Origin of the sequence: Variovorax terrae, assembly GCF_022809125.1 — a bacterium.
Lineage (GTDB): Bacteria > Pseudomonadota > Gammaproteobacteria > Burkholderiales > Burkholderiaceae_C > Variovorax_A > Variovorax_A terrae.
The window spans coordinates 1-23,844 of the sequence record NZ_JALGBI010000003.1; the positions used below are offsets into that span (position 1 = coordinate 1).

Below are 23,844 nucleotides of genomic sequence, written 5' to 3' on the forward strand. Positions count from 1 at the left end.
GGGCCAGCAGGATGTGCTCGCGGGTCTGGGGCATGGGGCCGTCAGCGGCCGAGCACACCAGGATGGCGCCGTCCATCTGGGCTGCGCCGGTGATCATGTTCTTCACATAGTCGGCGTGGCCGGGGCAGTCCACGTGGGCGTAGTGGCGATTCGCCGTTTCGTATTCCACGTGGGCGGTGTTGATGGTGATGCCGCGGGCTTTTTCTTCCGGGGCCGCGTCGATCTGGTCGTAGGCCTTGGCTTCGCCGCCGAACTTGGCCGCCAGCACAGTGGCAATCGCCGCCGTCAGGGTCGTCTTGCCATGGTCCACGTGTCCAATCGTGCCCACGTTCACGTGCGGCTTGGTACGCTCAAATTTTCCTTTTGCCATTTCTTTTCTCCAAAGAGCATTCCCGTGTCTGTTTAACGTCTCCGGCAGAGGCCTCGCCACGGGCAGCGGGCCGACCACAGATGTGGCGCCGAAGACAAACTCTCATTCCAGCGACACCGTGGAACCGGCTTCGCCGGGCCACTGGTGCCGCCCCCTTGAGGGGGAAGCGGCACAGCCGCTTCGGGGGTGGGCCTTACTTCGCGCGAGCGGCCACGATGGCCTCGGCCACGTTGCGCGGTGCTTCGCTGTAGTGCTTGAACTCCATCGTGTACGTTGCACGGCCTTGCGTGGCCGAGCGCAGCGTGGTGGAGTAGCCGAACATTTCCGACAACGGCACTTCGGCCTTGATGGCCTTGCCGCCACCCACCATGTCGTCCATGCCCTGCACCATGCCGCGGCGGGACGACAGGTCACCCATCACGTTGCCGGCGTAGTCTTCAGGCGTTTCGACTTCCACGGCCATCATGGGCTCGAGAATGACCGGACCGGCCTTCTTGCAACCTTCCTTGAAGCCGAAGATGGCGGCCATCTTGAACGCGAGTTCGTTCGAGTCCACATCGTGGTACGAGCCGAAATGCAGCGTGACCTTGACGTCGACCACCGGGTAGCCGGCCAGCACGCCTTGCGTGACGGCTTCGTTGATGCCCTTTTCCACGGCCGGGATGAATTCGCGCGGCACCACGCCGCCCTTGATCGCGTCGACGAACTCGATGCCCTTGCCCGGCTCGTTCGGCTCGATCTTGAGCACCACGTGGCCGTACTGGCCCTTGCCGCCCGACTGGCGCACGAACTTGCCTTCGGCGTCTTCCACCGTCTTGCGGATGGTTTCGCGGTAGGCCACCTGGGGCTTGCCCACGTTGGCTTCTACGCCGAATTCGCGCTTCATGCGGTCCACGATGATTTCCAGGTGGAGCTCGCCCATGCCGGAAATGATCGTCTGGCCCGATTCTTCATCGGTCTTGACGCGGAACGACGGATCTTCGGCGGCCAGGCGCTGCAGGGCGATGCCCATCTTTTCCTGGTCGGCCTTGGTCTTGGGTTCCACGGCCTGCGCAATCACGGGCTCGGGGAACACCATGCGCTCCAGCGTCACGATGGCGGAGGGATCGCACAGGGTTTCGCCCGTGGTCACGTCCTTCAGGCCCACGCAGGCTGCGATGTCGCCGGCGCGGATTTCCTCGATCTCCTGGCGTTCGTTGGCATGCATCTGCACGATACGGCCGATGCGCTCCTTCTTGCCCTTGACCGGGTTGTAGACCGTGTCGCCCTTGCTCAGCACGCCCGAGTAGACGCGCACAAAGGTCAGCTGGCCGACGAACGGGTCGGTCATGAGCTTGAACGCCAGCGCCGAGAACTTCTCGTTGTCGTCGGCCTTGCGGGTGGTTTCCGCTTCGTCTTCGTCGGTGCCGGCCACGGGCGGGATGTCCAGCGGCGAGGGCATGAGTTCGATCACGGCGTCCAGCATGCGCTGCACGCCCTTGTTCTTGAAGGCGGTGCCGCACAGCATGGGCTGGATCTCACCGGCGATGGTGCGAACGCGCAGGCCGGCGGTGATCTCGTCTTCGCTGAGGTCACCGTTTTCCAGGTACTTGTTCATCAGCTCTTCGGACGATTCGGCGGCAGCCTCGACCATCTTCTCGCGCCATTCGTTGGCGGTTTCCAGCAGGTCGGCCGGGATGTCCTCGAAGGTGAACTTCATGCCCTGGGAGGCTTCGTCCCAGATGATGGCCTTCATCTTGCGCAGGTCGACCACGCCCTTGAAGTGCTCTTCGGCGCCGATCGGGATCACGACGGGCACGGGGTTGGCCTTCAGGCGCAGCTTCATCTGGTCGACGACCTTGAAGAAGTTGGCGCCGGTGCGGTCCATCTTGTTGACGAAGGCCAGGCGCGGCACGCGGTACTTGTTGGCCTGGCGCCAGACGGTTTCCGACTGGGGCTGCACGCCGCCCACGGCGCAATAGACCATGCAGGCGCCGTCCAGCACGCGCATGGAGCGCTCCACCTCGATGGTGAAGTCCACGTGGCCGGGGGTGTCGATGATGTTGATGCGGTGCTCGGGGTAGGAGTGGTCCATGCCCTTCCAGAAGCAGGTCACGGCAGCGGACGTGATCGTGATGCCACGCTCCTGCTCCTGCTCCATCCAGTCGGTGGTGGCCGCGCCATCGTGCACCTCGCCCAGCTTGTGGGTCACGCCGGTATAGAAAAGAATGCGCTCAGTGGTCGTGGTCTTGCCAGCGTCAATGTGCGCCGAGATACCGATGTTGCGGTAGCGCTCGATGGGGGTCTTGCGGGACATGAAATTTCTCCGTTAATTGCGGCAAGCCCGCCCACATGGAAGGTGTGGCGGGCTTGGCTGATCTGGTAGGGGCTGGTGTTAGAAGCGGAAGTGGCTGAACGCCTTGTTCGCTTCGGCCATGCGGTGAACTTCATCACGCTTCTTCATGGCACCGCCACGGCCTTCCGTGGCTTCCAGCAGTTCATTGGCCAGGCGCTGAGCCATGGATTTCTCGCCCCGCTTGCGGGCGGCTTCCTTGATCCAGCGCATGGACAGGGCCAGGCGGCGGACTGGGCGCACTTCGACAGGCACCTGGTAGTTGGCGCCGCCGACGCGGCGGGACTTCACTTCGACCATCGGCTTCACGTTGTTGATGGCCACGGTGAAGGCTTCCAGCGGATCCTTGTCAGGATGCTTTTTCTCGATCAGTTCCAGGGCGCCATAGATGATGCGCTCTGCAACAGCCTTCTTGCCGCCTTCCATGATCACGTTCATGAATTTGGACAGCTCGACATTGCCGAACTTGGGGTCCGGCAGGATTTCACGTTTAGGGACTTCGCGACGACGTGGCATTTTTTCACCTCATTTGCTTCAGTTGGCGCCTTCTCGGGCACCGCGAGAGCCATTTGAAAAACTCTCACTTACTCGACCCAACAGCGGGTCACTTCGCTCGAATCCGCCTGCCAGGGCGATTCAAGCACCGATTTATGAAAGCCTGATTAAGCCTTCTTGGGGCGCTTGGCACCGTACTTGGAACGCGACTGCTTGCGATCTTTCACGCCTTGCAGGTCCAGCGAACCGCGGACGATGTGGTAACGCACACCGGGCAAGTCCTTGACACGACCGCCGCGAACCAGCACCACGCTGTGTTCCTGCAGGTTGTGGCCTTCACCGCCGATGTAGGAAATGACTTCGAAGCCATTGGTCAGGCGGACCTTGGCAACTTTACGAAGGGCCGAGTTCGGCTTCTTCGGCGTCGTGGTGTACACGCGGGTGCACACGCCGCGGCGCTGCGGCGAGTTCTGCATCGCAGGGCTTTTGGACTTGGTCGTTTCGACCTCGCGCCCCTGACGCACCAGTTGATTGATGGTTGGCATTGAAAAACGTCCCTAAACGTTTGAAAACAAAAACGAAAACGTGAATCCCTTCGGAATTTCCGAAAAGCCTTCTAGTGTAGCAGTTCGAGGGTTTCCCCGCAAATTCTTGCGACGGCAAATGTCAGCAACCGCTCACTCGCATGCAACAGCCGTTTGCCGGCCAGCGCCCCGGGCTACTTGATCCACAGGCGGATCGCATCCCAGGCCCGGCCGAGCACGCCGGCCTGCTCCACGGCGTCGAGCGCCAGCAGCGGCACCTCGGCCAGCGGCTGCTCGTCGAGGCTGACCTTGAGCGTGCCCACCAGCTGGCCCTTGGTGAACGGCGCCACCAGCGGGTCGGGGCGCACCACCTGGGTCTTGATCCGGGTGGCGCTGCCGGAGGGCACGGCCACCACGATGGGTTGCGGACGGCCCAGCTTCAGCACGCTGTCCTTGCCTTTCCAGACATTGGGCGCGACCACCGGCTGGCCGGCATCGAACAGCTTGATGCCCTCATAGGCCGTATAGCCCCAGTTCAGCAGCTTCTGCGACTCGTTGATGCGGGCGTTGTCGCTGGCCGTGCCCAGCACGATGGTCAGAATGCGGCGGCTGCCCACGTTGGGGAAGTCGCGCTTGGCCGTGGCGATCAGGCAGTAGCCGGCGGCGTCGGTGTGGCCGGTCTTGAGCCCGTCCACGGTCGGATCGCGGAACAGCAGGCCGTTGCGGTTGGTGTCGTTGCTGGCCGGTGTGCCGGGGTAGTGGTATTTCTTGATCGCGTCATAGTGCGAATACTCGGGGAAGTCGCGCATCAGGCTGGTCGCCAGGATGCTCAGGTCGCGCGCCGTGGTGAGGTGGCCTGGCTCCGTCAGGCCCTCCGGGTTGCGGTAGGTCGTGGACTTCATGCCCAGCGCCTTGGCCTGCTCGTTCATCATCTGCACGAAATGCTCGGCCGTGCCGCCCACGCCCTCGGCCAGGGCCATGGTGGCGTCGTTGCCCGACTGCACGATCATGCCCTTGATCAGGTCTTCCACCGGCACCTGCATCTTGGGGTCGATGAACATGCGCGAGCCCGGCATCTTCCAGGCCCGCACGCTGACGGGGAAGGTCTGCGTCAGGCTGATCTTCTTGGCCCGCAGCGCGTCGAACACCAGGTAGGCGGTCATCAGCTTGGTCAGCGAGGCCTGCTCCACCGGGCTGTCGATGTCCTTCTGCGCCAGGATCTGGTTGGCCGTCACGTCCAGCACCAGGTAGGTGCGGGCCGCGACTTCGGGCGGTTGCGGCGCCTGGGCGGCGGCCGAGAAGCACAGGGAGGCGAGCAGCGGCGCGCACAGCGCCATCAGGAAACGTTTCATGGATCGAGGAAAAAGGAGGTTGCGGCCGGGATGGCCACCGTGCGAACACGGCCGGCCCGGAAAGTTTCAGGAGTTCAGGTGACGCACCACCAGATTTTTCAGAAGCGGCAATTGTCCGTGAAAGAAGTGGCCGCCCCCGGGGATGACTGTGACAGGAAGTGACTGCGGCCGCGCCCAGTCAAGCACGGCGGCCAGCGGCACGGTGTCGTCCTGCTCGCCATGGACCACCAGCGTGCGCTCATGGGCCGCCTCGGGCAGCACAGCGACCCCGAAGCGCGCCGCGGCCGTGCCCACGAACACGATCTTTTCGAGGCTGCGCGAGTCCCACAGCGCCTGCACGGCGTGGCTCGCGACAAAGGAGCCGAAGGAGAAGCCGGCCAGCGCCAGCGGCCCGGCGGGCGCCACCTGCTGGATCACGGCCAGCAGGTCCTGCGCCTCGCCGCGCCCCTCGTCGTGCACGCCCTGGCTGGCGCCGACGCCGCGGAAGTTGAAGCGCACCGCGCTCCAGCCGCATTGAACGAAGGCGCGCGCCAGCGTCTGCACCACCTTGTTGTCCAGGGTGCCGCCGAACAGCGGATGCGGATGCGCGATCACCACCGTGCCGCGCGGGGTCGCCGCCGGCTCGTCGCGCACGGCCTCGATCAGGCCGGCGGCGCCGGTGAGCCGAAGGGATTGGGTCTGGGCGTTCAATCTGCTACCAAATCAATAGCAATAAATGGCCACGGGACGCGGACATCGGGCCGATATTCATTGAAATCCGGCATCCAGAAGGCTCAGCGCCCCAGGTGCGGCGGCGTGAGCAGGCGCTCCACCACCTGGCCGTTCTTGAGGTGCGACTCGACGATCTCGTCGATGTCGTTGGCGTCCACATAGGTGTACCAGACGGCCTCCGGGTAGACCACGGCCACCGGCCCGGCGGCGCAGCGGTCCAGGCAGCCGGCCTTGTTGACACGCACCTTGCCCGGCCCGGCCAAGCCGGCGGCCTTGACCTGCGCCTTGCAGCGGTCGAAGCCGTCCTGGGCATTGTGGTGGGCGCACGAATCTTCGCCGTTCTTGCGGTCGTTCAGGCAGAAGAAGATGTGCCGCCCGTAGTAGGACTTGGTTTCGCTCATGACGGCATTTTAGGTTTGGGCTCCGCGCGCGAGAGCCGCACCAGCACATACACCAGCGTCACATAAGGCCACAGCCAGCCCAGCCACTGCACCAGGCCATGGAAGCGGATGAAGCGGCCCTGCTCCCAGGTCTGCAGCGTCTGCGCGAAATAGGCACTGGTCGGCGCCTGGTTCAGCAGCCCCAGGTGCACGGTGAGCGCCAGCAGCAGCAGCGCCGCGCAGCCGCGCCGGGGCAGCGGCATCAGCAGCACGGCCAGCACCAGCCCCGCCACCAGCCCCACGCGCACCGGGAGGCTGAGCCAGGCCCAGGCGTGGGACGGCCCCCAGCTCAGCGCCGCCGACAGCGCCGACACGCCGATGCCGGCCGCCATCATCACGACCAGGAAGGCGGCGCGGCGGCGGGCCGAGCGCATGACGCAAAAGCCCAGCAGGCAGGGAATCAGCGCGCCCAGCATCACGCACAGCAGCTCGGCGCCGGGAATCAGCGGCTGCAGCTCCACCTCGCGCATCGGCAGCCAGGCCAGGAACGGGGTGTCGGCCAGGGCCTCGGCCACCGCGGCCTCGAGCCGCTCCAGCACCTGGCCCAGCCCCAGCGGTACCGGCGCCGGGAACAGCAGCGCCACCGGCCACAGCGCCAGCAGCACCAGCGCGCCATGCGCGTCGGCCACGAACCAGCGCTCCCGGAAACGGCTCCAGTGGTCGATCGCCCCGAGCTTCTCCAGCGACCAGGCCGTCGCTGCGCCGAGCCAGGCACCCAGGGTGTTCAGCCCGAAATCCACGTTCGACGCCACCCGGGTGGGCAGGTAGCTCTGCAGCATCTCCATGGACAGCGACAGCAGGGCGGCCGCCAGCGTGGCCAGCGTGACCGCCCAGGCGCTGCGCCACCGGCTGCCCCCGCGCAGCGCGCTCAGCGCCAGCAGGAAGCCCAGCGGGCCGTAGCCCGCCACGTTGATCGCCACGTCGAAGCCGGTCCAGTACTTGGGCAGCGGGGCCGTCAAGAACGCCCAGGGCACGATGCCCTGGTTGCGCCAGTCGGAAAACGGGTACAGGCTGGCATAGACCACCAGCGCCACATAGACCAGCGACAACGGCCAGGCTGAGGTCTTCTGCGCCGTCATGCCGTTTCTCTATATCAGCTAGAACGGCTTGACCACCACCAAAATCACGGCCGCCAGCAGCAGCAGCACCGGGATTTCGTTGAACCAGCGGTACCAGACATGGCCGCGCAGGTTGTCGCCCGCCACGAACTTGCGCAGCAGCACGCCGCAGCCGTGGTGGTAGCCGATCACCAGCACCACCACCGCGAGCTTGGCGTGCATCCAGCCATTGCCCGGGCCGCGCCCGATGCCGTAGCCCAGCCAGAGCCAGGCGCCCAGGGCAACGGCCGGCACCGCCAGCAGCGTGGTGAAGCGAAACAGCTTGCGCGCCATCAGCAGCAGCCGCGCCCGCTCGGCCACCGACTCCGGCGGCACCTGGGCCAGGTTCACGAACAGGCGCGGCAGGTAGAACAGTCCGGCGAACCAGCTGGCGACAAAGACGATGTGGAGCGATTTGACCCAGAGCATGCGGGCAGTTTACGTGAGGTCAAAAAGCCCCACGCCGGCCCGCTGCGTGGCGGCGCCTTTTGCCCCGGGGATGGGCCCGGCAGGCAAAAAAAACCCCAGCACAAGGCTGGGGTAGGAAGCCTTTTTGCTGTCACACATTAAGGCACCCGCTCAGGGAGGAAAAGCGGGAGGCGGCGAACCGCCCGGACGTAATTTAGCAAAGTAGGCCATCCGTTTCAAGCGGCCAACCCCTGCTTTACCTGTCACATTGGCGACTATTCATATAGATCATCCGTACGTGGTTCTACGAAGTTCGTCCGCGTGCGGCGCTGCGCTTTTCAGGATGCGGCACAATTTTGGGCATGAGCCTCCACGCCCCTTTCCCGCTGGGCCGTCCGCGCCGGCTGCGCCGCGACGACTTCACCCGCAACCTGGTGCGCGAGCACGCCCTCACGGTCCATGACCTGATCTACCCTGTGTTCGTGCTCGAGGGCCGGCAGCAGCGCCAGAGCGTGGCCTCGATGCCGGGCGTGGAGCGCCTGAGCCTGGACCTGCTGCTGCCGGTGGCCGAGCAGTGCGTGGCGCTCGGCATCCCCGTGATGGCGCTGTTCCCGGTGATCGACCCCGCCTTGAAGGACCCGAGCGGCAGCGAAGCCCTGAACCCGGACGGCCTGGTGCCGCGCGTGGTGCGCGAACTCAAGCAGCGCTTCCCCGGCCTCGGCGTGATGACCGACGTCGCGCTCGACCCCTACACCAGCCACGGCCAGGACGGCCTGCTCGACGACACCGGCTACATCCTCAACGACGAAACCGTCGAACTCCTGGTGCGCCAGGCGCTGACCCAGGCCGAGGCCGGCGTGGACATCGTGGCGCCCAGCGACATGATGGACGGCCGCATCGGCGCGGTTCGCCGTGCGCTGGAAGAGCGCGGGCAGGTCCACACCCGCATCATGGCCTACAGCGCCAAGTACGCGAGCGCCTTCTACGGCCCGTTCCGCGACGCGGTGGGCTCGGCCTCGAACCTGGGCAAGAGCAACAAGAAGGTCTACCAGATGGACCCGGGCAACACCGACGAGGCGCTGCGCGAGGTGGCGATGGACATCGCCGAGGGCGCCGACATGGTGATGGTCAAGCCCGGCATGCCCTACCTGGACATCGTGCGCCGCGTGAAGGACGAGTTCCGCGTGCCCACCTTCGCCTACCAGGTCAGCGGCGAGTACGCGATGCTCAAGGCCGCCGCGCAGAACGGCTGGCTCGACCATGACGCCGTGGCGCTGGAAAGCCTGCTGGCCTTCAAACGCGCCGGGGCTGACGGCGTACTGACCTACTTCGCCGTGCATGTGGCGAAGCTGCTACAAAATAAATAGTGGGCAGCGTCCGCGGCCTCCGGACGCCGCGGCGGCTTGACTCATAATTCGGGCCGCAGCCCCGGCTTCAGAGGGATTTCATGCGGATCTTCACTATCGGTAGCCACAGCGTCGTCGAAACCGACGCCCTGCCCGCCCAGCTGCCCGCCAGCGGCTTCATCTGGATCGCCTGCGCCCGGCGCGAACTCGAGGCCTCCCAGCCGCAAATCCAGGCCACGCTGCAGACGCTGTGCGGCACGCAGCTGGTGGACCTGCACGTCTCCGACCTGCTCAACCACCAGTTGCCCTCGCACTACGACTACACCTCGCAGTACGACATCCTGGTGTTCCGCCGCCTCGCCGCGGGCCCGCGCGACACCGACCCCGACCACCCCGGCGAGCCGCCGCCCCCGCCGGTGCGCCGCAGCGGCCCGCCCGTGCTCAAGCGCCTGGACACCAGCCCCGTGGGCTTCGCCGTGTTCGACCGCGTGCTGCTGACCGTGCACCCCAGCGACTGCGCCGTGCGCGACGCCTACGCCGCCCGGCTGCTGAACGCCACCTCGGCCGAGGCGCGCGCCGCCGGCACCCGCCTGCCCGCCAACCCGGCCGACCTGATGCTGCGCATCGTCAACCAGATGGTGGACGGCTACCTGGAACTGCGGCGCGAACTCACGCGCCAGCTCGACCACTGGCAGACCGAGCTGCTGAACCCGCGCACCCGCTTCAACAACTGGAGCTCGATGCTGGACGCCCGGCTCTCGCTGCACCACCTCGACGAGATCTGCGAGGACCAGCGCGCCGCCGTGCAGGACTGGATCGACGCGCTGGAGACCTGGGCCACCCCCGACACCCCCGCCGGCCAGCGCGAACGCGAGCTGCTCAAGGTGCGCAGCCGCGACGTGCTCGAGCACATCGAGCGCGTGGTGCACCACGTGCGCCGCCTCGAGCAGAGCGCCGAGACCGCGGTGCAGATGCATTTCTCGGTGCAGAGCAACCGCACCAACGACATCATGCGCACGCTCACGGCCCTCACCGCCATCTTCCTGCCGCTGAACCTGATCACCGGCTTCTTCGGCATGAACTTCGAATTCATGCCGCTGGTCCACCACCAGGCGGCGTTCTGGTGGACCGTGGCCCTGATGGTGGCCGTCGCCGCCGGCACCGGCCTGGTGTTCTGGCGCAAGCGCTACCTGGCGCGCACCGGGCGCTAGGGCGCGGCGCCGGGCCGAACGACTACCCCTTGGGCCAAAGGATCAATTGCGTGTTGCGAAAACTGGCGATCAGGGCGTTGTCGCCCCCGCGGCGGACCTCAGCATCCCAGACCTGAGTGGTGCGTCCCTTGTGGATTGGCCGAGCGGTGCAGATCACCATGCCATCGCGGGCCGTTCCGAGCATGTTGCTCTTGAGTTCCACGGTGGTGAACCCGCTGGCACCCGATGGCAGGCTTCGCACGGTGCCGTAGCCGCAGCATGTATCCGCGAGCGAGACGATCGTTCCCGCATGCAGGTAGCCATTCCAGGCGCCCAGGGCGCGGCGCACTTCCAGCGTCGCCACGACTTCATCGGGCTCCACCTTGGCAAAGCCCATGCCGAGAAGACCCGGCAAGTAGTCGGCACCGGCCGCATTCCATTCTTCCAGCGTCACGGGAGCAGCAATGTCCATGGATTCGTCACCTCGATGTGGGGTCTGCCATGTTACCGGCCTTCTCAGCCAGCGCGGCCCTCGGGGAACCACGCGCTCTGGCGCTGGTTTGATGGCCGCCGTGCCTGCGCTAGCCGACTCATGGATCGGCAAAGAAAAAAAGCCGGGCCGCCCGAAAGCGCCCGGCCGGTCTGCGCCGCCCCTGTCGGGCCGCGCGCGGCTTCAGCCCGCTTCGCCCTGGGCGATCTGGCCCACGCGCAGGGCCTGGGCGGCGCTGGCGCGCACGGTGCTGCGGTCTTCCTTGGACTGCACCCGGGCCAGCACGCGGGAGCCGGCCGGCTCGAAGTTGGGGTTGCGGGCCTTCTGGACCGCCTCGGCCTGCACTTCGGCGCGGGCGCGGCTGGAATCGAACTTCAGCACGTGCTGCGACGGGTCGTCATTGCCGGCGGCATGGGCGCCCATGGCCGCCAGGCCAGCCAAAGCGGCGACAGCAAAGTATTTGGATGATTTCATGATGGTTCCCTTTCAAATATCAAACCAGTCTCTACATGCGGAAGGAACCCGGGCGGCACCGCCGGACTCTGTCTGGCAGCCATGCCGAAGCTCCTTTCACCCAGGCCATGCAGACCTGCATCACCTGTGAAAGCCAGATGCGCATGAAGTGGCCTCTTTAAACAGGCCGGAATCGAACCAGCCTGTTTCGGCCCTGGAAACAATGAACGGCGACCGATGGACACTCTTGAGCTGATACGGACCTTTCGCGAAGTCGCCTCGCGCGGCAGTTTTTCCATGGCCGCCCGCGCCCTGGCCCTGTCCAAGGCCAGCGTAAGCAAATATGTGGCCGAGCTGGAGGCCCGGCTGGGCGTGCGGCTGCTCAACCGCTCCACCCGCACCGTGAGCCTGACCGATGCCGGCAGCCTGCTGCTGGAGCGCAGCACGCCGCTGGTGGACATGATCGAGCACACCACCGCCGAGCTGCGCCAGCATGCGCGCCGCCCCAGCGGCCGGGTGCGGCTGACCGCGCCGCACGGGCTGGGCCACACCGAGCTGCCCGCGCTGCTGGCGCGGTTCATGACCACCTACCCCGAGGTCAGCCTCAGCCTGGACCTGGACAACCACGTCGTCGACATGGTGGACGAGGGCATCGACATCGCGCTGCGCGTGGGCCGCATCACCGACGCCAACCTGATCGTGCGCAAGCTGCGGCAGGTGGACTTCGCGATCTGCGCCACCCCCGGCTACTGGGCGCAGCACGGCCGCCCGAGCCACCCCGGCGACCTGGCCAGCCACGACGCCCTGACCTACTCGCTGGCGGGCGGCAGCCCCGAGTGGCGCTTCGAGGTCGATGGCCAGCCCTTCAGCGTGCCGCTGCGCAGCCGCATGGAGGCGTCGGACGCCGCGCCGCTGGTGGGCGTGGCGCTGCAGGGGCTGGGCGTGGTCTGCCTGCCGCGGCTCATGGTGCAGTCGCACCTGGACAGCGGCGCGCTGCAGGCCGTGCTGGACGGCTTCACACCGCGCGACATCTGGCTGTACGCCGCCTACACCCAGCGCCGCCACAACAGCGCCGCGCTCAAGGCGCTGCTGGCCTTCCTGGAGGAGCACTGGCGCGAAGGCGCCTAGACCAGCGGCGGCTCGATCCGCTCGGCGGCCAGCACGCGCTGCACGGCCGGGCGCGCCAGCATGCGCTGCAGGTAGGGCCCGAGCTGCGTCCGGGTGCGGGCGGGCGGCGTCACGCCGAAATGCCGCGTCCAGCGGCACAGCGTGAACACATAGGCGTCGAGCGCGCTGTAGTGCTCGCCCAGCAGCCACGGCCCGCCGTGGCGCGCGAGTTCGGCGTCGAGCTGGTCGAGCAGCGCCGCGCTGCGGTGTTCCGCCAGCAGCTTGACCTCGGCCGCACCCACCGCGTTGCCGGGCGCGACGTAGCGCTCGGGATAGCAGTACAGGATCAGCGTGGCCTGCAGCGTGTTGGTGAGCCACATCAGCCATTTGTAGAAATGCGCGCGCGCCGGCGTGCCCAGCGCGGGCGCCAGTGCGGCCTGCGGATGCGTGTCGCACAGGTGCAGGCAGATCGCGGCCGTTTCGTACAGGACCAGCTCGCCATCCGCCAGCACCGGGATCAGCCCGTTGGGATTGAGCCGCAGGTAGGCCGGCGCCTTGTGCGCGTCCTGCTCGCGGTCGACCAGCACGCGCTGGTAGGGCGCGCCCAGTTCCTCAAGCACGATGTGCGGCACCATGGCGGCGGTGCTGGGGTAGTAGTAGAGCTGGAGCATGGCCTTGAATCTGGAATCGGCGCCTAGCGCACGTCGAACAGCGAGGCCGCATTGTCCCAGGCGATCCTGCGCGCCGGCTCGGCCGGCAACCCGCCGAGCCAGGCTCGGTAGCCCTTCATGAGATCGTCGTAGGCCTGCCAGCGCTGGTTGACCCAGGTGTCGGAGCCGATCATGAAGCGCTCCGGGTAGCGCAGCAGCAGCTCGCGCCATTCGGGGCACAAATGAGGGCCCCCACGCTCCCGCGGGTCGCTGCCCCCCGAGGGGGCTCGGCCGCCTTGGGCCGGCCCGGCGTCGGCCGTGCCGCCCTCGCAGGTGAGGCCCGGCCGGTACGACAGCTCGCCCATCAGCGTGGGGTACCTGGCGAACAGCGCGTTGACGCGCGCCACGGGCGTGCCGCCGATGCCGGTGTGGGCCCAGATCAGCTTCACGCCGGGCGCATGCGCCATCAGCAGCTCGACGGCCGCGTCGTCCACATGGGCCAGCACGGCCAAATTGTTCTTCTGCGCGAACTGCATCAGCTTCTTCGCCACCGGGCCGTTGGCGTTGGCGCTGTCGTACAGGTGGAACTCGCCGATGCCGCGGTACGGCCCGTTGTCGGTGCCGCGCGCGAACTCGGCCAGCACCATCTGGTAGATCGACTCGTCGCGGAACCAGTTGCTGTAGTCCTCGCGGTTGCGGTAGAGGCGGATGAAGGGCACCACCGTCACGCCGGCCGCCCGGGTCTGCGCCCGGGCCGAGGCCAGCAGCCGGGTGCCGTCGTTCGGGCGCGAGTTGGCCACGACGGCCTTGACGCCGTTGCGCTGCAGGCGCGCCAGCACGTCGGCCAGCGGATGCGGCGACTGCGCCTCCACGTTGTAGTGCAGATGGGCATCGAACAGCGGGCCGGTGTAGCCGGTGGCTGCGGCCGGGCCCGCAGCCGCTATCAAAAACAGAGCAGCCAACGTCCACGGCACCTGGACCTTCGCCCGAAAACAGCGCAAAACCCGGTCGCGCATGGTTCAGCCCAGATGCCGGCCGAAGAAGGCCAGCGTGCGCTCGCGCGCCAGTTTGGCCGCGGCCGCGTCGTAGGCGCCGCGCTGGTCGCAGTTGAAGCCGTGGTTGGCCGGATAGATGTACAGCTCCACCTCGGGGTGGGCCTGGCGGAAGGCCTCCACGCCGTCCAGCGGGATCGACTGATCGACCTCGCCGAAGTGCGCCAGCACCGGGCACCGGGCCTGGCGCGCGATTTCCGCCGGTGCGGTCACGCCGCCGCCGTAGTAGGCCACCGCCGCGCTCAGGCCCGACAGGGCGCTGGCCGACTGCCAGGTCAGCAGGCCGCCGAAGCAGTAGCCCACGATGCCGACCTTGCCGGCGCTGGCGCCGTGCTGGATCGCGGCCTGGATGTCCTGCAGCACGCCGGGCGCGGGCAGGGCCTGCACCGCGGCCTTGAGCGCGATGCCGGCCTGGATGTCGTCGGGCGTGTAGCCCAGGTCGACACCGGGCTTGACGCGGTGGAAGGTCGAAGGCGCGATGGCCAGGTAGCCGTCGGCCGCGTAGCCGTCGGCCACCGAGCGGATGTGCGAATTGACGCCGAAGATTTCCTGCAGCACCACGACCGCGCCCTTGGGGCTGCCCGCCGGCTGCGCCACGTAGGCCGGGAAGACGAAACCGTCGGCGGCCTTGAGATCGATGAATTTGCCCATGGTCATGTTCCTTCTTGCATCAGGTTGATCGGAGCTTGCGCTCCAGGAAATCGAGCCGGTCCTGGCCCCAGAAAATCTCGCCGTCCACCACGTAGCTGGGCGCGCCGAACACGCCGGCCTCGATCGCCACCTGGGTGTTGGCCGCGTAGCGCTCCTGCACCGCCGGGCGGCGGGACTGCTCGAGCCGCGCGGCGTCGAGCCCGCATTCGGCCAGCAGCTCGGCCAGCACCTGGGCGTCCGCGATGTTACGCTCCTGCGCCCACACGGCGGCGAACACCGCGCCGCCCAGCCGCAGGGCGGCCTCGCCGCCGTCGTGCTGGTCCACCGCGATGATCAGGCGGGCCGCGTCGTCGCCGGCCACCGGGAAATAGCGCGGCTGGGGGTGCAGCGGCAGGCCCAGGTGCTCGCTGAAGCGCCGCAGCTCCAGCAGCCGGTAGGCCTGGCGCTGCGGTGCGCGCTTGCCCAGCGGCAGGCCGCCGGAGACCGGGAACACCTGGCCCAGGTCCACCGGCAGCACCCGCACCGCGGCGCCGGCGGCGCGCGCGATGGCCATCAGGCGCGCATGGCCGAGATAGGTCCACGGGCTCTGGGGCGCGAAGTAATAGTCGATGGTGCGGCTCAAGACGGTCTCCTCGGTGATTTAATCCACGGCAGACAGCGTTTTTAACTGAGCAGGCGACTTCCTGCAGGAGGCGGGTCTTGGACAAGGTGCTTCTCATCACCGGCGCGAGCCGCGGCATCGGCGCCGCCACCGCCTGGCTGGCCGCGCAGCAGGGCTATGCGGTGGCCGTCAACTACAGCGTCCATGCGGCGGCGGCCGACGCGCTGGTGCAGCGCATCCGCGCCGGCGGCGGCACGGCCCTGGCGGTGCAGGCCGACGTGGCGCACGAGGACCAGATCCTGGCGATGTTCGAGGCCGTCGATGCGCGGCTCGGCCCGCTGGCCGCGCTGGTCAACAACGCCGGCGTGGTGGACCTGCCGGCGCGCGTGGACGGCCTGTCGGCGCAGCGCCTCAAGCGCATGTTCGACATCAACGTGATCGGCTCGATGCTGTGCGCGCGCGAGGCGGTGCGGCGCATGAGCACGCGCCATGGCGGCGCGCACCCCCTGGGCCCCGGCTGGGGCCAGGGCGGCGCCATCGTGAACCTGAGCAGCGCGGCCGCGCGCCTGGGCTCGCCGGGCCAGTACGTGGACTACGCGGCCAGCAAGGGCGCGATCGACACCTTCACGCTGGGCCTGGCCAAGGAGGTGGCGGCCGAGGGCATCCGTGTCAACGCGGTGCGCCCCGGCATCGTCGACACCGAGATCCATGCCTCGGGCGGCCTGCCCGACCGCGCGCGCGAACTCGCGCCCCAGGTGCCGATGCAGCGCGCCGGCACGGCCGAGGAGGTGGCGCGGGCCATCCTCTGGCTGCTGGGCCCGGAGGCCGGCTACACCACCGGCGCGCTGCTGGACGTGGCGGGAGGCCGCTGATGGACTTCAAGCCCCTGCTCACCCTGCTGGCCATCGTCAATCCGCTGGCCTGCGTGCCCTTCTTCATCCACTACACCCAGGGCTTCACGCGCGCCCAGCGCCGGCGCACCATCCTGATCACCTCGTTCAGCGCGTTCTCGGTGATCGCGGCTAGCGCGCTGCTGGGGCTGCAGATCCTGGCGTTCTTCAACATCTCGCTGGCCAGCTTCCAGGTCGGCGGCGGCATGCTGCTGCTGACCTCCTCGCTGAGCATGCTGCAGGCCCAGACGCCGCAGACCAAGTCGAACGCCGACGAGATGCAGGACGCGGCCGAGAAGGCCGCGGTGGGCGCCAGCGTCGCCGTGGTGCCGCTGGCCATCCCGCTGCTGACCGGGCCGGCCACCATGTCCACGGTGGTGATCTATGCCGACAAGGCCAAGAGCTTCTTCCAGCTCGCCACGCTGGTCGGCTACGGCGTCGTGATCGGGTTGGCCGCCGCGCTGTGCTTCTCGCTGGCCGGGCCGATCGCGCGCGTGCTGGGCAAGACCGGCATCAACGTGATGACGCGGCTAATGGGCCTGATCCTGGCCGCGCTGGCGGTGGAAGTGATGAGCGACGGGCTGCTGAAGCTGTTTCCGGCACTGGGACACTGATTTCCGGCCAAAAAGCGGCCAAGGTCCTTGTCGGGCGGTCTTTGGTTGCTATTGTTTTTCCAGCATCCGGATCAGCTGGTTGCTGGTGTTGCGCAGGCGCTGGGCCATCAGCTGGGTGATCTTGACCAGCAGCTTGGCGCCCACGGCCGGGTGCTCGCGGATCAGCCAGGCGATGGCGTGGCGGCCGATCACGCCGGCCTCGACCTCGTCGATGGCGACGCAGGTGGCGTAGCGCAGCTCGCCATCGAGCATGGACATCTCGCCGAAGGAGGTGCCCTGGCGGATCACGGCCAGGCGCGACACCTCGCCGCCCGGGCTGCGCTTGGTCACGTCCACCGTGCCGCTGAGCAGCAGCAGCATCCAGTCGCCGACCTGGCCCTCGGTGATCAGCGCCTGCCCGGGGTGGGCCCGCACCAGCAGCATGGCGCCGCCCAGGATGCCGACCTCCTCGGGCGTGAAGTCCTCCAGCAGCGCCGCGTTGTGCAACAGCTGCGGCCCGCGCTCGGCGATGCGCTCGCAAAAGCCGCCGATCTCCAGCCCCGCCGCGCGCAATTGCTCGCGCAGTTTCTCCTCGGTGGCGGCCCCGCTCATCGGGAGGCCCCGCGCTTCACCGCACCTGCTGCAGCCATTGGGTGATCTCCTCCACCGCCGCGTCGGCGGCGGCGGTCAGCGCGCGCACGCCGCCGGGCGCGTCGGGCGTGGGCGCCGGGCGCTGCGCGACCACGCTGCGCTGGGCCAGCAGCCGGTCGCCCGTGGGCAGGCTGTCCACCAGCGTGGCGCGCAGCCGCACCAGGCCCGCGCTGCGCTCGGGCGACTCGAAGATCTGGCTGAACTCCTCGAGCTCGATGCGCAGGGTCAGCGGATGCACGCCCTCGCTGCGGCCGAGCGAGGCCAGCTCGTCGATGTTGAGCACCACGCGGCGCTGCCCGAGGCTCTCGCGCAGGCGCTGGCGCAATAGCTGCGGCGGCGGCATGCTCCAGCGCGCCTGCGCATAGGGGCGAAGCTGCTGCGCGTCGGCATAGGCCAGGCGGTAGAGCACGGCCGAGCTGTCGAGCGGGCCGCTGGCCTCGATCTCGGCCAGCGCCAGCGTGGCCAGCGGCGCCTGGCGCGTGGCCGCCGCGGCGCTCTGGGCGCCGGGGCCGAAGTCGTACATCACGGGCCGCGCCGGCTTGTCGGGCAGCGCGCAGCCCGCCAGCAGCGCGGATATCGAAAGAAATACGGCAAAGGTCCTTGTCAGGCGGCCGCGGACAGCTACGAAATTCATAGCAGACAGAGGAAAGGTCATGGGCTTGCTCCCGGCGCGGCAAACCCGGCCTCGCCCGGGCCGGGCGGCACCTGGCCATTGCCGAAGATCAGCGATTGCGGGTTGTCGTTGATGTTGTTGACGGTGCGGCTGAGCTGGCGCACGGCGTGCGAGGCGTCCTCGGTCACGCGGTTCACGCGCGGCAAGGTGGACAGGTTGACCGAGCCGGCGGCATGCGACAGCGCCTGCGAGCCCTCGGCCAGCCGGTCGATCGGGCCGTCCTTCTCGTTGAGCCGCCGCGCGGTCCGGCCGAAGTCGTCGGAGGTGGCCTGCAGCGAGCGCAGGGTCTTGCCAGCATCGGCCGCCAGCGCCGGCACGGCCGCCAGCGCGGGATCGAGCCGCTGCGTGACGGTGGCGTCCAGCGTGCCGACCAGCCGGTTGACGCTGCCCGCAGCCTGGCCGATGCTGTCGAGCGCGCCCGTGATGCGCTGCTGGTTCTCGCTGGCCAGCAGCTGGTTGAGCCGCTTCGTGGTTTCCTCGACCTGCGCGAGGATGGCCGCGCCCTGGTCGGTGAGCTTGTTGAGCAGGCCCGGCCGCAGCGGAATGCGCGCCGGGTCGCTGTCGCTGGACGCCAGCAGCTCCTTCGACTCGCCGCTGTCGTCGAGCTGCACGAAGGCCAGGCCGGTCACGCCCTGGTAGCTCAGCGTGGCGAAGGTGGAGCGGGTGATGGGCGTGCCGTCGTCCACGGCCAGGCGCACCAGCACGTTGCCGGTGACCTTGGGGTCGAAGCCGATGGCCGTCACCTTGCCTACCGCGATGCCGCGAAAGCGCACCGTCGCCTGCGGCTGCAGGCCGGTGACGGTGTCGCGGGTGGTCAGCTCGTAGGCGTGCTGCACGCCGGTGTCGCGCGTGAGCCAGACGGCCAGCGCCACCAGCAGGGCCGTCACCGCCAGCACGAAGATGCCGGCGGCCAGGGCATGGGCCTTGTTTTCCATCTCAGGCCTCCCGGCGCGCGGCGCGAAGCGCGCGCGAGCGAATGTGGGCTGGGGGGTTCATGGGGTCCTTTCTATACCGCGAACGGGTATTCGCGCAACAGCTCCATCGCGCGCTGCCCGCGCTCGCCGAGGAAGAAGTCGCGGATGAACGGATGCGGAAAGGCGATCACGTCCTTGGGCCGGCCGCTCGCGATCACCTTGCGGTCGGCCAGCACGGCGATGCGCGTGCTGAGCTCGAACAGCGTGTCCAGGTCGTGCGTGACCATCACCACCGTGAGGCCGAGCTCGCGGTGCAGCGAGCGCAGCAGGGTGCAGAAGCCGTCGGAGCTCTCGGGGTCGAGCCCGGCCGTGGGCTCGTCCAGCAGCAGCAGCGGCGGGTCCATGATCAGCGCGCGCGCCAGCGCCACGCGCTTGATCATGCCGCCCGACAGGTCGGACGGCATCTTGCGCGCGTGCTCGGGGCCAAGCCCCACCATCTGCAGCTTGACCATCGCGGCATCGCGGATCAGCGCGCCGGGCAGCGTCTTGAGCTCGCGCAGCGGAAAGGCCACGTTCTCCAGCACGGTGAAGGCCGAGAACAGCGCGCCGTGCTGGAACAGCATGCCCACGCGGCTGGCCGCGCCGCGCTCGCCCAGGCGCGCGGCGGGCCGGCCCAGCACCGTGACCTGGCCGCGCGCGGCCCGCTCCAGGCCCAGGATCTGGCGCAGCAGCACGGTCTTGCCGGTGCCCGAGCCGCCCACCAGCGACAACACCTCGCCGCGCGAGATGCTGAGGTCCAGATCCTGGTGGATCACGGTCTCGCGCTCGGGCGAACGGAACACCGTCCACAGCTTGCTGATCTCGACCACCGGGGCATCGCCGGCCTGGGCGAAGCTGGAGCTGTCTCCCTGGATGGAGGACGGCCGGGCGGCGGCCGTAGACAAACCTTCGGGCGGCCGGGCGGCGCTCATATCCCCACGTCCTTGAACACCACCGCGAACAGCGCATCGACCAGGATCACCACGGTGATGGAGGTCACCACCGAGGCGGTGGTGCCCTGCCCCAGGCTCTCGGTGTTGGGTTTCACGCGCAGGCCGTAGTAGCAGCCGGTGAGCGCGATCAGCAGGCCGAACACCGCCGACTTGCCCAGCGCCAGCGTGAGGTTGGCCACCTGCACCGCCTTGGGCAGCGCGGTCATGAAATAGGTGGGCGTCACGTCCAGCACCAGGTAGGCCGCCAGCATGCCGCCGGCCAGCGCGGCCACGGTGGTCCACACGCTGATCAGCGGCATCACCACCGCCAGCGCCATGGCACGCGGCATCACCAGGCGGTAGCCGTGGGGAATGCCCATCACGCGCATGGCGTCGAGCTCCTCGGTCACGCGCATCACGCCGATCTGCGCAGTGATGGCCGAGCCCGAGCGCCCCGCGATCAGGATGGCGGCCAGCACCGGCCCGAGCTCGCGGATCAGCGAGATGCCCAGGATGTCCACGATGAAGGCGTCGGCGCCGAACTGGCGCAGCTGCTGCGAGGTGAGGTAGGCCAGCACCACCCCGATCAGGAAGCCCACCAGCGCGGTGATCGGCAGCGCCGTGGCGCCGATGTGGTACAGGTGGCCCGACACGTCGCGCCACGGGCCTTCGTGCGGCGCGCGCACCAGCCGCAGCAGGTCGAGCAGCAGCTGGCCGATCAGCCGGATCAGGTCGCGCCCGTGGTGCAGCACGCGCCACACCTGCGCGCCCAGGGCCAGGAAATGCTGGCGCGGCGTGGGCCGGGCCGGCGCCGGCAGCTCGAGCGAGAACTTCGCCACCTGTTCCAGCACCGCGCGCTGCGTCGGCAGGGTCTGCAATTGCTGCGGCCAGCGGCGGCCCCAGTGGTTCCAGAGCACCTGGGCGCCGATGTGGTCCAGGCGCTGCACCGCGCGCAGATCCCAGCCGCCAGGCCCCGCGGCCGCCTTCAGGTCGCGCAGCACCGCCCGCCAGGCCTCGGGCCGCGTGAGCTGGGCGGCCGTCCAGCGGCCCAGCAGCACGGTCCACGGCCCATCGGGCATGGTCTGGTGCGTGACGCGGGGGTTCGATTCCTCCATGGGCGACAACAGGTGTGCGGCGTGGCGGGCGAGGGGATGAAACCGCCCATCCTACCGCCTGGGCCGGCCTTGCGCTGTAACGGCTGCCGCCACCCCCTCGTTCAGGGGTGGCGCGGTGTGGCACAGGCGACACACCGCGCGGCGCGGGCCGGTATAAGCTCGAAACCCGTTCCCGACCTGCTGGAGACCGCATGAGCGCCATCGCAACCGCCCCTGACACTGCCTCCGAACTGCGCGTCGAACCGCGCGGCCCCGTGCTGTGGCTCACCATCGAGCGCGAGGCGCGCCGCAACGCCATGAGCCACGCCGTGCTGGCCGGCATGGCGCAGGCGATCGAGGCCGCGCAGGCCGACCGCGGCGTGCGCGCCATCGTCATCACCGGCGCGGGCGCGAAGGCCTTCTGCGCAGGGGCCGACCTGCAGTCGGCCAACGCCTTCACCACCGACTACTCCGAGCCCATCGGCCACCTCGCGCGGCTGCTGCGCGTGGCCCGGGCCAGCCACGTGCCGCTGGTGGCGCGCGTCAACGGCGCCTGCATGGCCGGCGGCATGGGGCTGCTGGCGATGTGCGACATGGCGGTGGCGGCGCGCCATGCGGTGTTCGGCCTGCCCGAGGTCAAGGTCGGCGTGTTCCCGGCGCAGGTGCTGAGCGTGCTGCAGCACCTGATCCCGCGGCGCAAGCTCGCCGAGCTGTGCCTGACCGGCGAGCCGCTGACGTCGGCCGAGGCGCTGGACTATGGGCTGGTCAACTACGTGGACGACGACGTGGACGCGAAGCTCGATTGGCTGCTGGCGCGCCTGCTCGACAAGTCGCCGGCCGCGATCCGGCGCGGCCTGTACACCATGAAGAAGATCGAGGCCATGCCGTTCGAGGAAAGCATGAGCTTCACCGAAAGCCAGATCGCGCTGTTCACGCTGACCGAGGACGCGAAGGAGGGCCAGAAGGCCTTCCAGGAAAAGCGCCCACCTGAATGGAAGGGGCAGTGATGGAGAAGATCGTCCGCATCGGCGGCGCCTCGGGCTTCTGGGGCGACAGCAGCGTGGGCGCGCCGCAGCTCGTGGCCCTGGGCCAGCTCGACTACCTGGTGTTCGACTACCTGGCCGAGCTCACCATGTCGATCCTGGCCGCCGCGCGCGGCAAGAACCCGGCGCTGGGCTACGCCACCGACTTCGTCACGGTCACGATGAAGACCATCCTGAAGGACGTGGCGGCGCAGAACATCCGCGTCATCAGCAATGCCGGCGGCGTCAATCCGCAGGCCTGCGCCGAGGCCATTGCCGCCCTGGCCGCCGAGCAGGGCGTGGCGGTGAAGATCGCCGTGGTGCAGGGCGACGACGTGATGCCGCTGCTGGAGACCCTGCGCGTGCAAGGCGATGTGCGCGAGCTGCAAAGCGGCGCGCCGCTGCCGCCCCGGGTGCTCACAGCCAACGCCTACCTCGGCGCCCTGCCCGTGAAGCGCGCGCTCGACGCCGGCGCGCAGATCGTCATCACCGGCCGCTGCGTGGACAGCGCGGTGACGCTGGGCGCGCTGATGCACGAGTTCGGCTGGGCCGCCGACGACTACGACCGGCTGGCCCAGGGCAGCCTGGCCGGCCACATCATCGAGTGCGGCTGCCAGGCCACCGGCGGCCTGCACACCGACTGGGAGGCCGTGCCCGACTGGGCGAACATCGGCTACCCGGTGCTCGAATGCCATGCTGACGGCCACTTCGTCGCCACCAAGCCGCCGGGCACGGGCGGGCTGGTCAGCACGGCGGTGATCAGCGAGCAGATGCTCTACGAGATCGGCGATCCGCGCCGCTACCTGCTGCCCGACGTGACCTGCGACTTCACGCAGGTCACGCTGGCGCCGGTGGGCGAGCAGCGCGTGGCCGTGCGCGGCGCGCGCGGCCTGGCGCCCGGGCCGGCCTGCAAGGTTTCGGCCACCTGGCTCGACGGCTTTCGCTGCAACGCGCAGCTCACCATCGTGGGCCTCGACGCCGCGCGCAAGGCGCGGCGCACCGGCGAAGCCATCCTCGAACGCACGCGCGGCCTGTTCGCGCAGGCGGGCCTGGCCGACTACAGCCGCACGAACATCGAGGTGCTGGGCAGCGAGGCCGGCAACTTCGGCCCGCACGCCCGCACGGCCGGCGTGCGTGAGGCCGTGCTGCACCTGGCCGTGATGCATCCGCAGAAGGCCGCGCTGGAGATCTTCGCGCGCGAGATCGCGCCGGCCGGCACCAGCTGGTCGCCCGGCACCACGGGCGCGGCGGGCCGGCCCAGCCCCTCGCCCGCGATCAAGCAGTTCGCCTTCCTGCTCGACAAGGCGCGGCTGGCGCCGCAGGTGGTGCTCGACGGGCAGGTGCTCGACGTGGCGGTGCCCACGGGCCAGGCGCCCGTGCCGGCGCCCGGGGCCGAGCCCGCCCGGCCGGCCGAGCCGCCCGCCGGCCCCACGCGCGAGCTGCCGCTGATCGCGCTGGCCTGGGCCCGCAGCGGCGACAAGGGCGACAGCTCCAACATCGGCGTGATCGCGCGCCGCCCCGAGTGGCTGCCGCTGCTGCGCGCCCAGCTCACCGAGGCGCGCGTGGCCGCCTGGCTGGCGCACCTGGTGCGCGGCACGGTCACGCGCTACGAGGTGCCGGGCATCCACGCCATGAACTTCCTGTGCACCCAGGCGCTGGACGGCGGCGGCATGGCGAGCCTGCGCAACGACCCGCTGGGCAAGGGCATGGCGCAGATCCTGCTCACGATGCCGGTGCAGGTGCCCGACGGCTGGGAGGCGTGACGCG

27 protein-coding genes are annotated in these 23,844 nt (G+C 68.8%); 7 read left to right on the forward strand and 20 right to left on the reverse strand.

Features of this window, described 5'->3' with window-relative positions; translation table 11 throughout:
• The 9 genes from MMF98_RS19345 to MMF98_RS19385 all read right to left on the reverse strand — a co-directional run.
• On the reverse strand, positions 1–370 hold a 370-nt coding region (locus tag MMF98_RS19345), incomplete at its 3' end, for a GTP-binding protein (protein ID WP_243308722.1).
• Positions 371–563: 193 nt separating this feature from the next.
• The gene (fusA, locus tag MMF98_RS19350; protein ID WP_243308725.1) at positions 564–2,666 is read right to left on the reverse strand and encodes an elongation factor G; all 2,103 of its coding nucleotides are present in this window, start codon (positions 2,664–2,666) and stop codon (positions 564–566) included.
• A gap of 78 nt (positions 2,667–2,744) precedes the next feature.
• On the reverse strand, positions 2,745–3,218 hold the full coding sequence (gene rpsG / locus MMF98_RS19355) for a 30S ribosomal protein S7 (protein ID WP_005798541.1): 474 nt from the start codon (positions 3,216–3,218) through the stop codon (positions 2,745–2,747).
• Positions 3,219–3,364: 146 nt separating this feature from the next.
• Positions 3,365–3,742: a 30S ribosomal protein S12 gene (gene rpsL, locus MMF98_RS19360; RefSeq protein WP_066122869.1), complete on the reverse strand. Its 378-nt coding sequence runs from the start codon at positions 3,740–3,742 to the stop codon at positions 3,365–3,367.
• 173 nt (positions 3,743–3,915) lie between these two features.
• A complete protein-coding gene (locus tag MMF98_RS19365; protein WP_243308727.1) occupies positions 3,916–5,073 on the reverse strand; it encodes a D-alanyl-D-alanine carboxypeptidase family protein in 1,158 nt (385 codons plus the stop codon).
• A 66-nt stretch (positions 5,074–5,139) separates the two neighbouring features.
• Positions 5,140–5,763 (reverse strand): alpha/beta hydrolase, encoded by a 624-nt coding sequence (locus MMF98_RS19370; RefSeq protein WP_243308729.1) that lies wholly within the window; start codon positions 5,761–5,763, stop codon positions 5,140–5,142.
• A gap of 83 nt (positions 5,764–5,846) precedes the next feature.
• A complete protein-coding gene (locus MMF98_RS19375; RefSeq protein ID WP_243308731.1) occupies positions 5,847–6,185 on the reverse strand; it encodes a (2Fe-2S) ferredoxin domain-containing protein in 339 nt (112 codons plus the stop codon).
• Entirely contained in the window at positions 6,182–7,303 is a 1,122-nt protein-coding gene (locus MMF98_RS19380; RefSeq protein WP_243308733.1) for a VanZ family protein, read from the reverse strand. Before MMF98_RS19380 ends, MMF98_RS19375 begins: the two co-directional genes overlap by 4 nt.
• An 18-nt stretch (positions 7,304–7,321) precedes the next feature.
• Complete coding sequence (locus tag MMF98_RS19385; RefSeq protein ID WP_243308735.1) at positions 7,322–7,750, reverse strand: CopD family protein; 429 nt, start codon at positions 7,748–7,750, stop codon at positions 7,322–7,324.
• 341 nt (positions 7,751–8,091) lie between these two features.
• On the opposite strand from MMF98_RS19385, the gene hemB reads away from it, so the two are divergent.
• A complete protein-coding gene (gene hemB, locus MMF98_RS19390) occupies positions 8,092–9,096 on the forward strand; it encodes a porphobilinogen synthase (RefSeq protein WP_243308737.1) in 1,005 nt (334 codons plus the stop codon).
• An 80-nt stretch (positions 9,097–9,176) separates the two neighbouring features.
• Entirely contained in the window at positions 9,177–10,286 is a 1,110-nt protein-coding gene (locus MMF98_RS19395) for a magnesium transporter CorA family protein (protein WP_243308739.1), read from the forward strand.
• A 22-nt stretch (positions 10,287–10,308) separates the two neighbouring features.
• Here MMF98_RS19395 and MMF98_RS19400 read toward each other — a convergent pair whose 3' ends face one another.
• Both MMF98_RS19400 and MMF98_RS19405 read right to left on the reverse strand, forming a co-directional pair.
• Positions 10,309–10,737, reverse strand: a complete 429-nt coding sequence (locus tag MMF98_RS19400) for a PaaI family thioesterase (protein ID WP_243308741.1) — start codon at positions 10,735–10,737, stop codon at positions 10,309–10,311.
• A gap of 201 nt (positions 10,738–10,938) precedes the next feature.
• Entirely contained in the window at positions 10,939–11,229 is a 291-nt protein-coding gene (locus MMF98_RS19405) for a DUF4148 domain-containing protein (RefSeq protein ID WP_279343763.1), read from the reverse strand.
• 216 nt (positions 11,230–11,445) lie between these two features.
• Here MMF98_RS19405 and MMF98_RS19410 point away from each other — a divergent pair, with 216 nt between their 5' ends.
• Entirely contained in the window at positions 11,446–12,336 is an 891-nt protein-coding gene (locus tag MMF98_RS19410; RefSeq protein WP_243308742.1) for a LysR family transcriptional regulator, read from the forward strand.
• Here the strand turns inward: MMF98_RS19410 and MMF98_RS19415 are convergent.
• The 4 genes from MMF98_RS19415 to MMF98_RS19430 are packed head-to-tail and all read right to left on the reverse strand — an operon-like array spanning position 12,333 to position 15,290.
• Entirely contained in the window at positions 12,333–12,986 is a 654-nt protein-coding gene (locus MMF98_RS19415) for a glutathione S-transferase family protein (RefSeq protein WP_243308744.1), read from the reverse strand. The genes MMF98_RS19410 and MMF98_RS19415 overlap by 4 nt on opposite strands.
• 23 nt (positions 12,987–13,009) lie before the next feature.
• On the reverse strand, positions 13,010–13,981 hold the full coding sequence (locus tag MMF98_RS19420) for an amidohydrolase family protein (protein ID WP_423837653.1): 972 nt from the start codon (positions 13,979–13,981) through the stop codon (positions 13,010–13,012).
• A gap of 3 nt (positions 13,982–13,984) precedes the next feature.
• Complete coding sequence (locus tag MMF98_RS19425; RefSeq protein ID WP_243308750.1) at positions 13,985–14,668, reverse strand: dienelactone hydrolase family protein; 684 nt, start codon at positions 14,666–14,668, stop codon at positions 13,985–13,987.
• A gap of 19 nt (positions 14,669–14,687) precedes the next feature.
• Positions 14,688–15,290: a 2-hydroxychromene-2-carboxylate isomerase gene (locus MMF98_RS19430; protein WP_243308751.1), complete on the reverse strand. Its 603-nt coding sequence runs from the start codon at positions 15,288–15,290 to the stop codon at positions 14,688–14,690.
• A 77-nt stretch (positions 15,291–15,367) separates the two neighbouring features.
• On the opposite strand from MMF98_RS19430, the gene MMF98_RS19435 reads away from it, so the two are divergent.
• Positions 15,368–16,141, forward strand: a complete 774-nt coding sequence (locus MMF98_RS19435; RefSeq protein ID WP_243308754.1) for an SDR family oxidoreductase — start codon at positions 15,368–15,370, stop codon at positions 16,139–16,141.
• Positions 16,141–16,773 carry a MarC family protein gene (locus MMF98_RS19440; RefSeq protein ID WP_243308756.1) on the forward strand — a complete coding sequence of 211 codons (633 nt, stop codon included), beginning with the start codon at positions 16,141–16,143 and terminating at the stop codon, positions 16,771–16,773. The genes MMF98_RS19435 and MMF98_RS19440 overlap by 1 nt, the downstream gene beginning before the upstream one ends.
• A gap of 48 nt (positions 16,774–16,821) precedes the next feature.
• Here the strand turns inward: MMF98_RS19440 and MMF98_RS19445 are convergent, their stop codons facing one another.
• The 5 genes from MMF98_RS19445 to MMF98_RS19465 all read right to left on the reverse strand — a co-directional run bounded on the left by MMF98_RS19445 (position 16,822) and on the right by MMF98_RS19465 (position 21,076).
• A complete protein-coding gene (locus MMF98_RS19445) occupies positions 16,822–17,364 on the reverse strand; it encodes a cyclic nucleotide-binding domain-containing protein (RefSeq protein WP_243308757.1) in 543 nt (180 codons plus the stop codon).
• A gap of 16 nt (positions 17,365–17,380) precedes the next feature.
• Complete coding sequence (locus MMF98_RS19450; protein WP_423837654.1) at positions 17,381–18,058, reverse strand: ABC-type transport auxiliary lipoprotein family protein; 678 nt, start codon at positions 18,056–18,058, stop codon at positions 17,381–17,383.
• Positions 18,055–19,011 carry an MlaD family protein gene (locus tag MMF98_RS19455; protein ID WP_243308758.1) on the reverse strand — a complete coding sequence of 319 codons (957 nt, stop codon included), beginning with the start codon at positions 19,009–19,011 and terminating at the stop codon, positions 18,055–18,057. Before MMF98_RS19455 ends, MMF98_RS19450 begins: the two co-directional genes overlap by 4 nt.
• A 71-nt stretch (positions 19,012–19,082) precedes the next feature.
• Complete coding sequence (locus MMF98_RS19460; protein WP_243308761.1) at positions 19,083–19,961, reverse strand: ABC transporter ATP-binding protein; 879 nt, start codon at positions 19,959–19,961, stop codon at positions 19,083–19,085.
• Positions 19,958–21,076, reverse strand: coding sequence for an MlaE family ABC transporter permease (locus MMF98_RS19465; protein ID WP_243308763.1), 1,119 nt, complete (start codon positions 21,074–21,076; stop codon positions 19,958–19,960). Before MMF98_RS19465 ends, MMF98_RS19460 begins: the two co-directional genes overlap by 4 nt.
• A gap of 191 nt (positions 21,077–21,267) precedes the next feature.
• Between MMF98_RS19465 and MMF98_RS19470 the strand changes: the two genes are divergently transcribed.
• Both MMF98_RS19470 and MMF98_RS19475 read left to right on the forward strand, forming a co-directional pair.
• On the forward strand, positions 21,268–22,062 hold the full coding sequence (locus MMF98_RS19470) for an enoyl-CoA hydratase/isomerase family protein (RefSeq protein ID WP_243308765.1): 795 nt from the start codon (positions 21,268–21,270) through the stop codon (positions 22,060–22,062).
• Positions 22,062–23,840 carry an acyclic terpene utilization AtuA family protein gene (locus MMF98_RS19475; RefSeq protein WP_243308766.1) on the forward strand — a complete coding sequence of 593 codons (1,779 nt, stop codon included), beginning with the start codon at positions 22,062–22,064 and terminating at the stop codon, positions 23,838–23,840. The genes MMF98_RS19470 and MMF98_RS19475 overlap by 1 nt, the downstream gene beginning before the upstream one ends.
• Positions 23,841–23,844 lie beyond the last annotated feature (4 nt).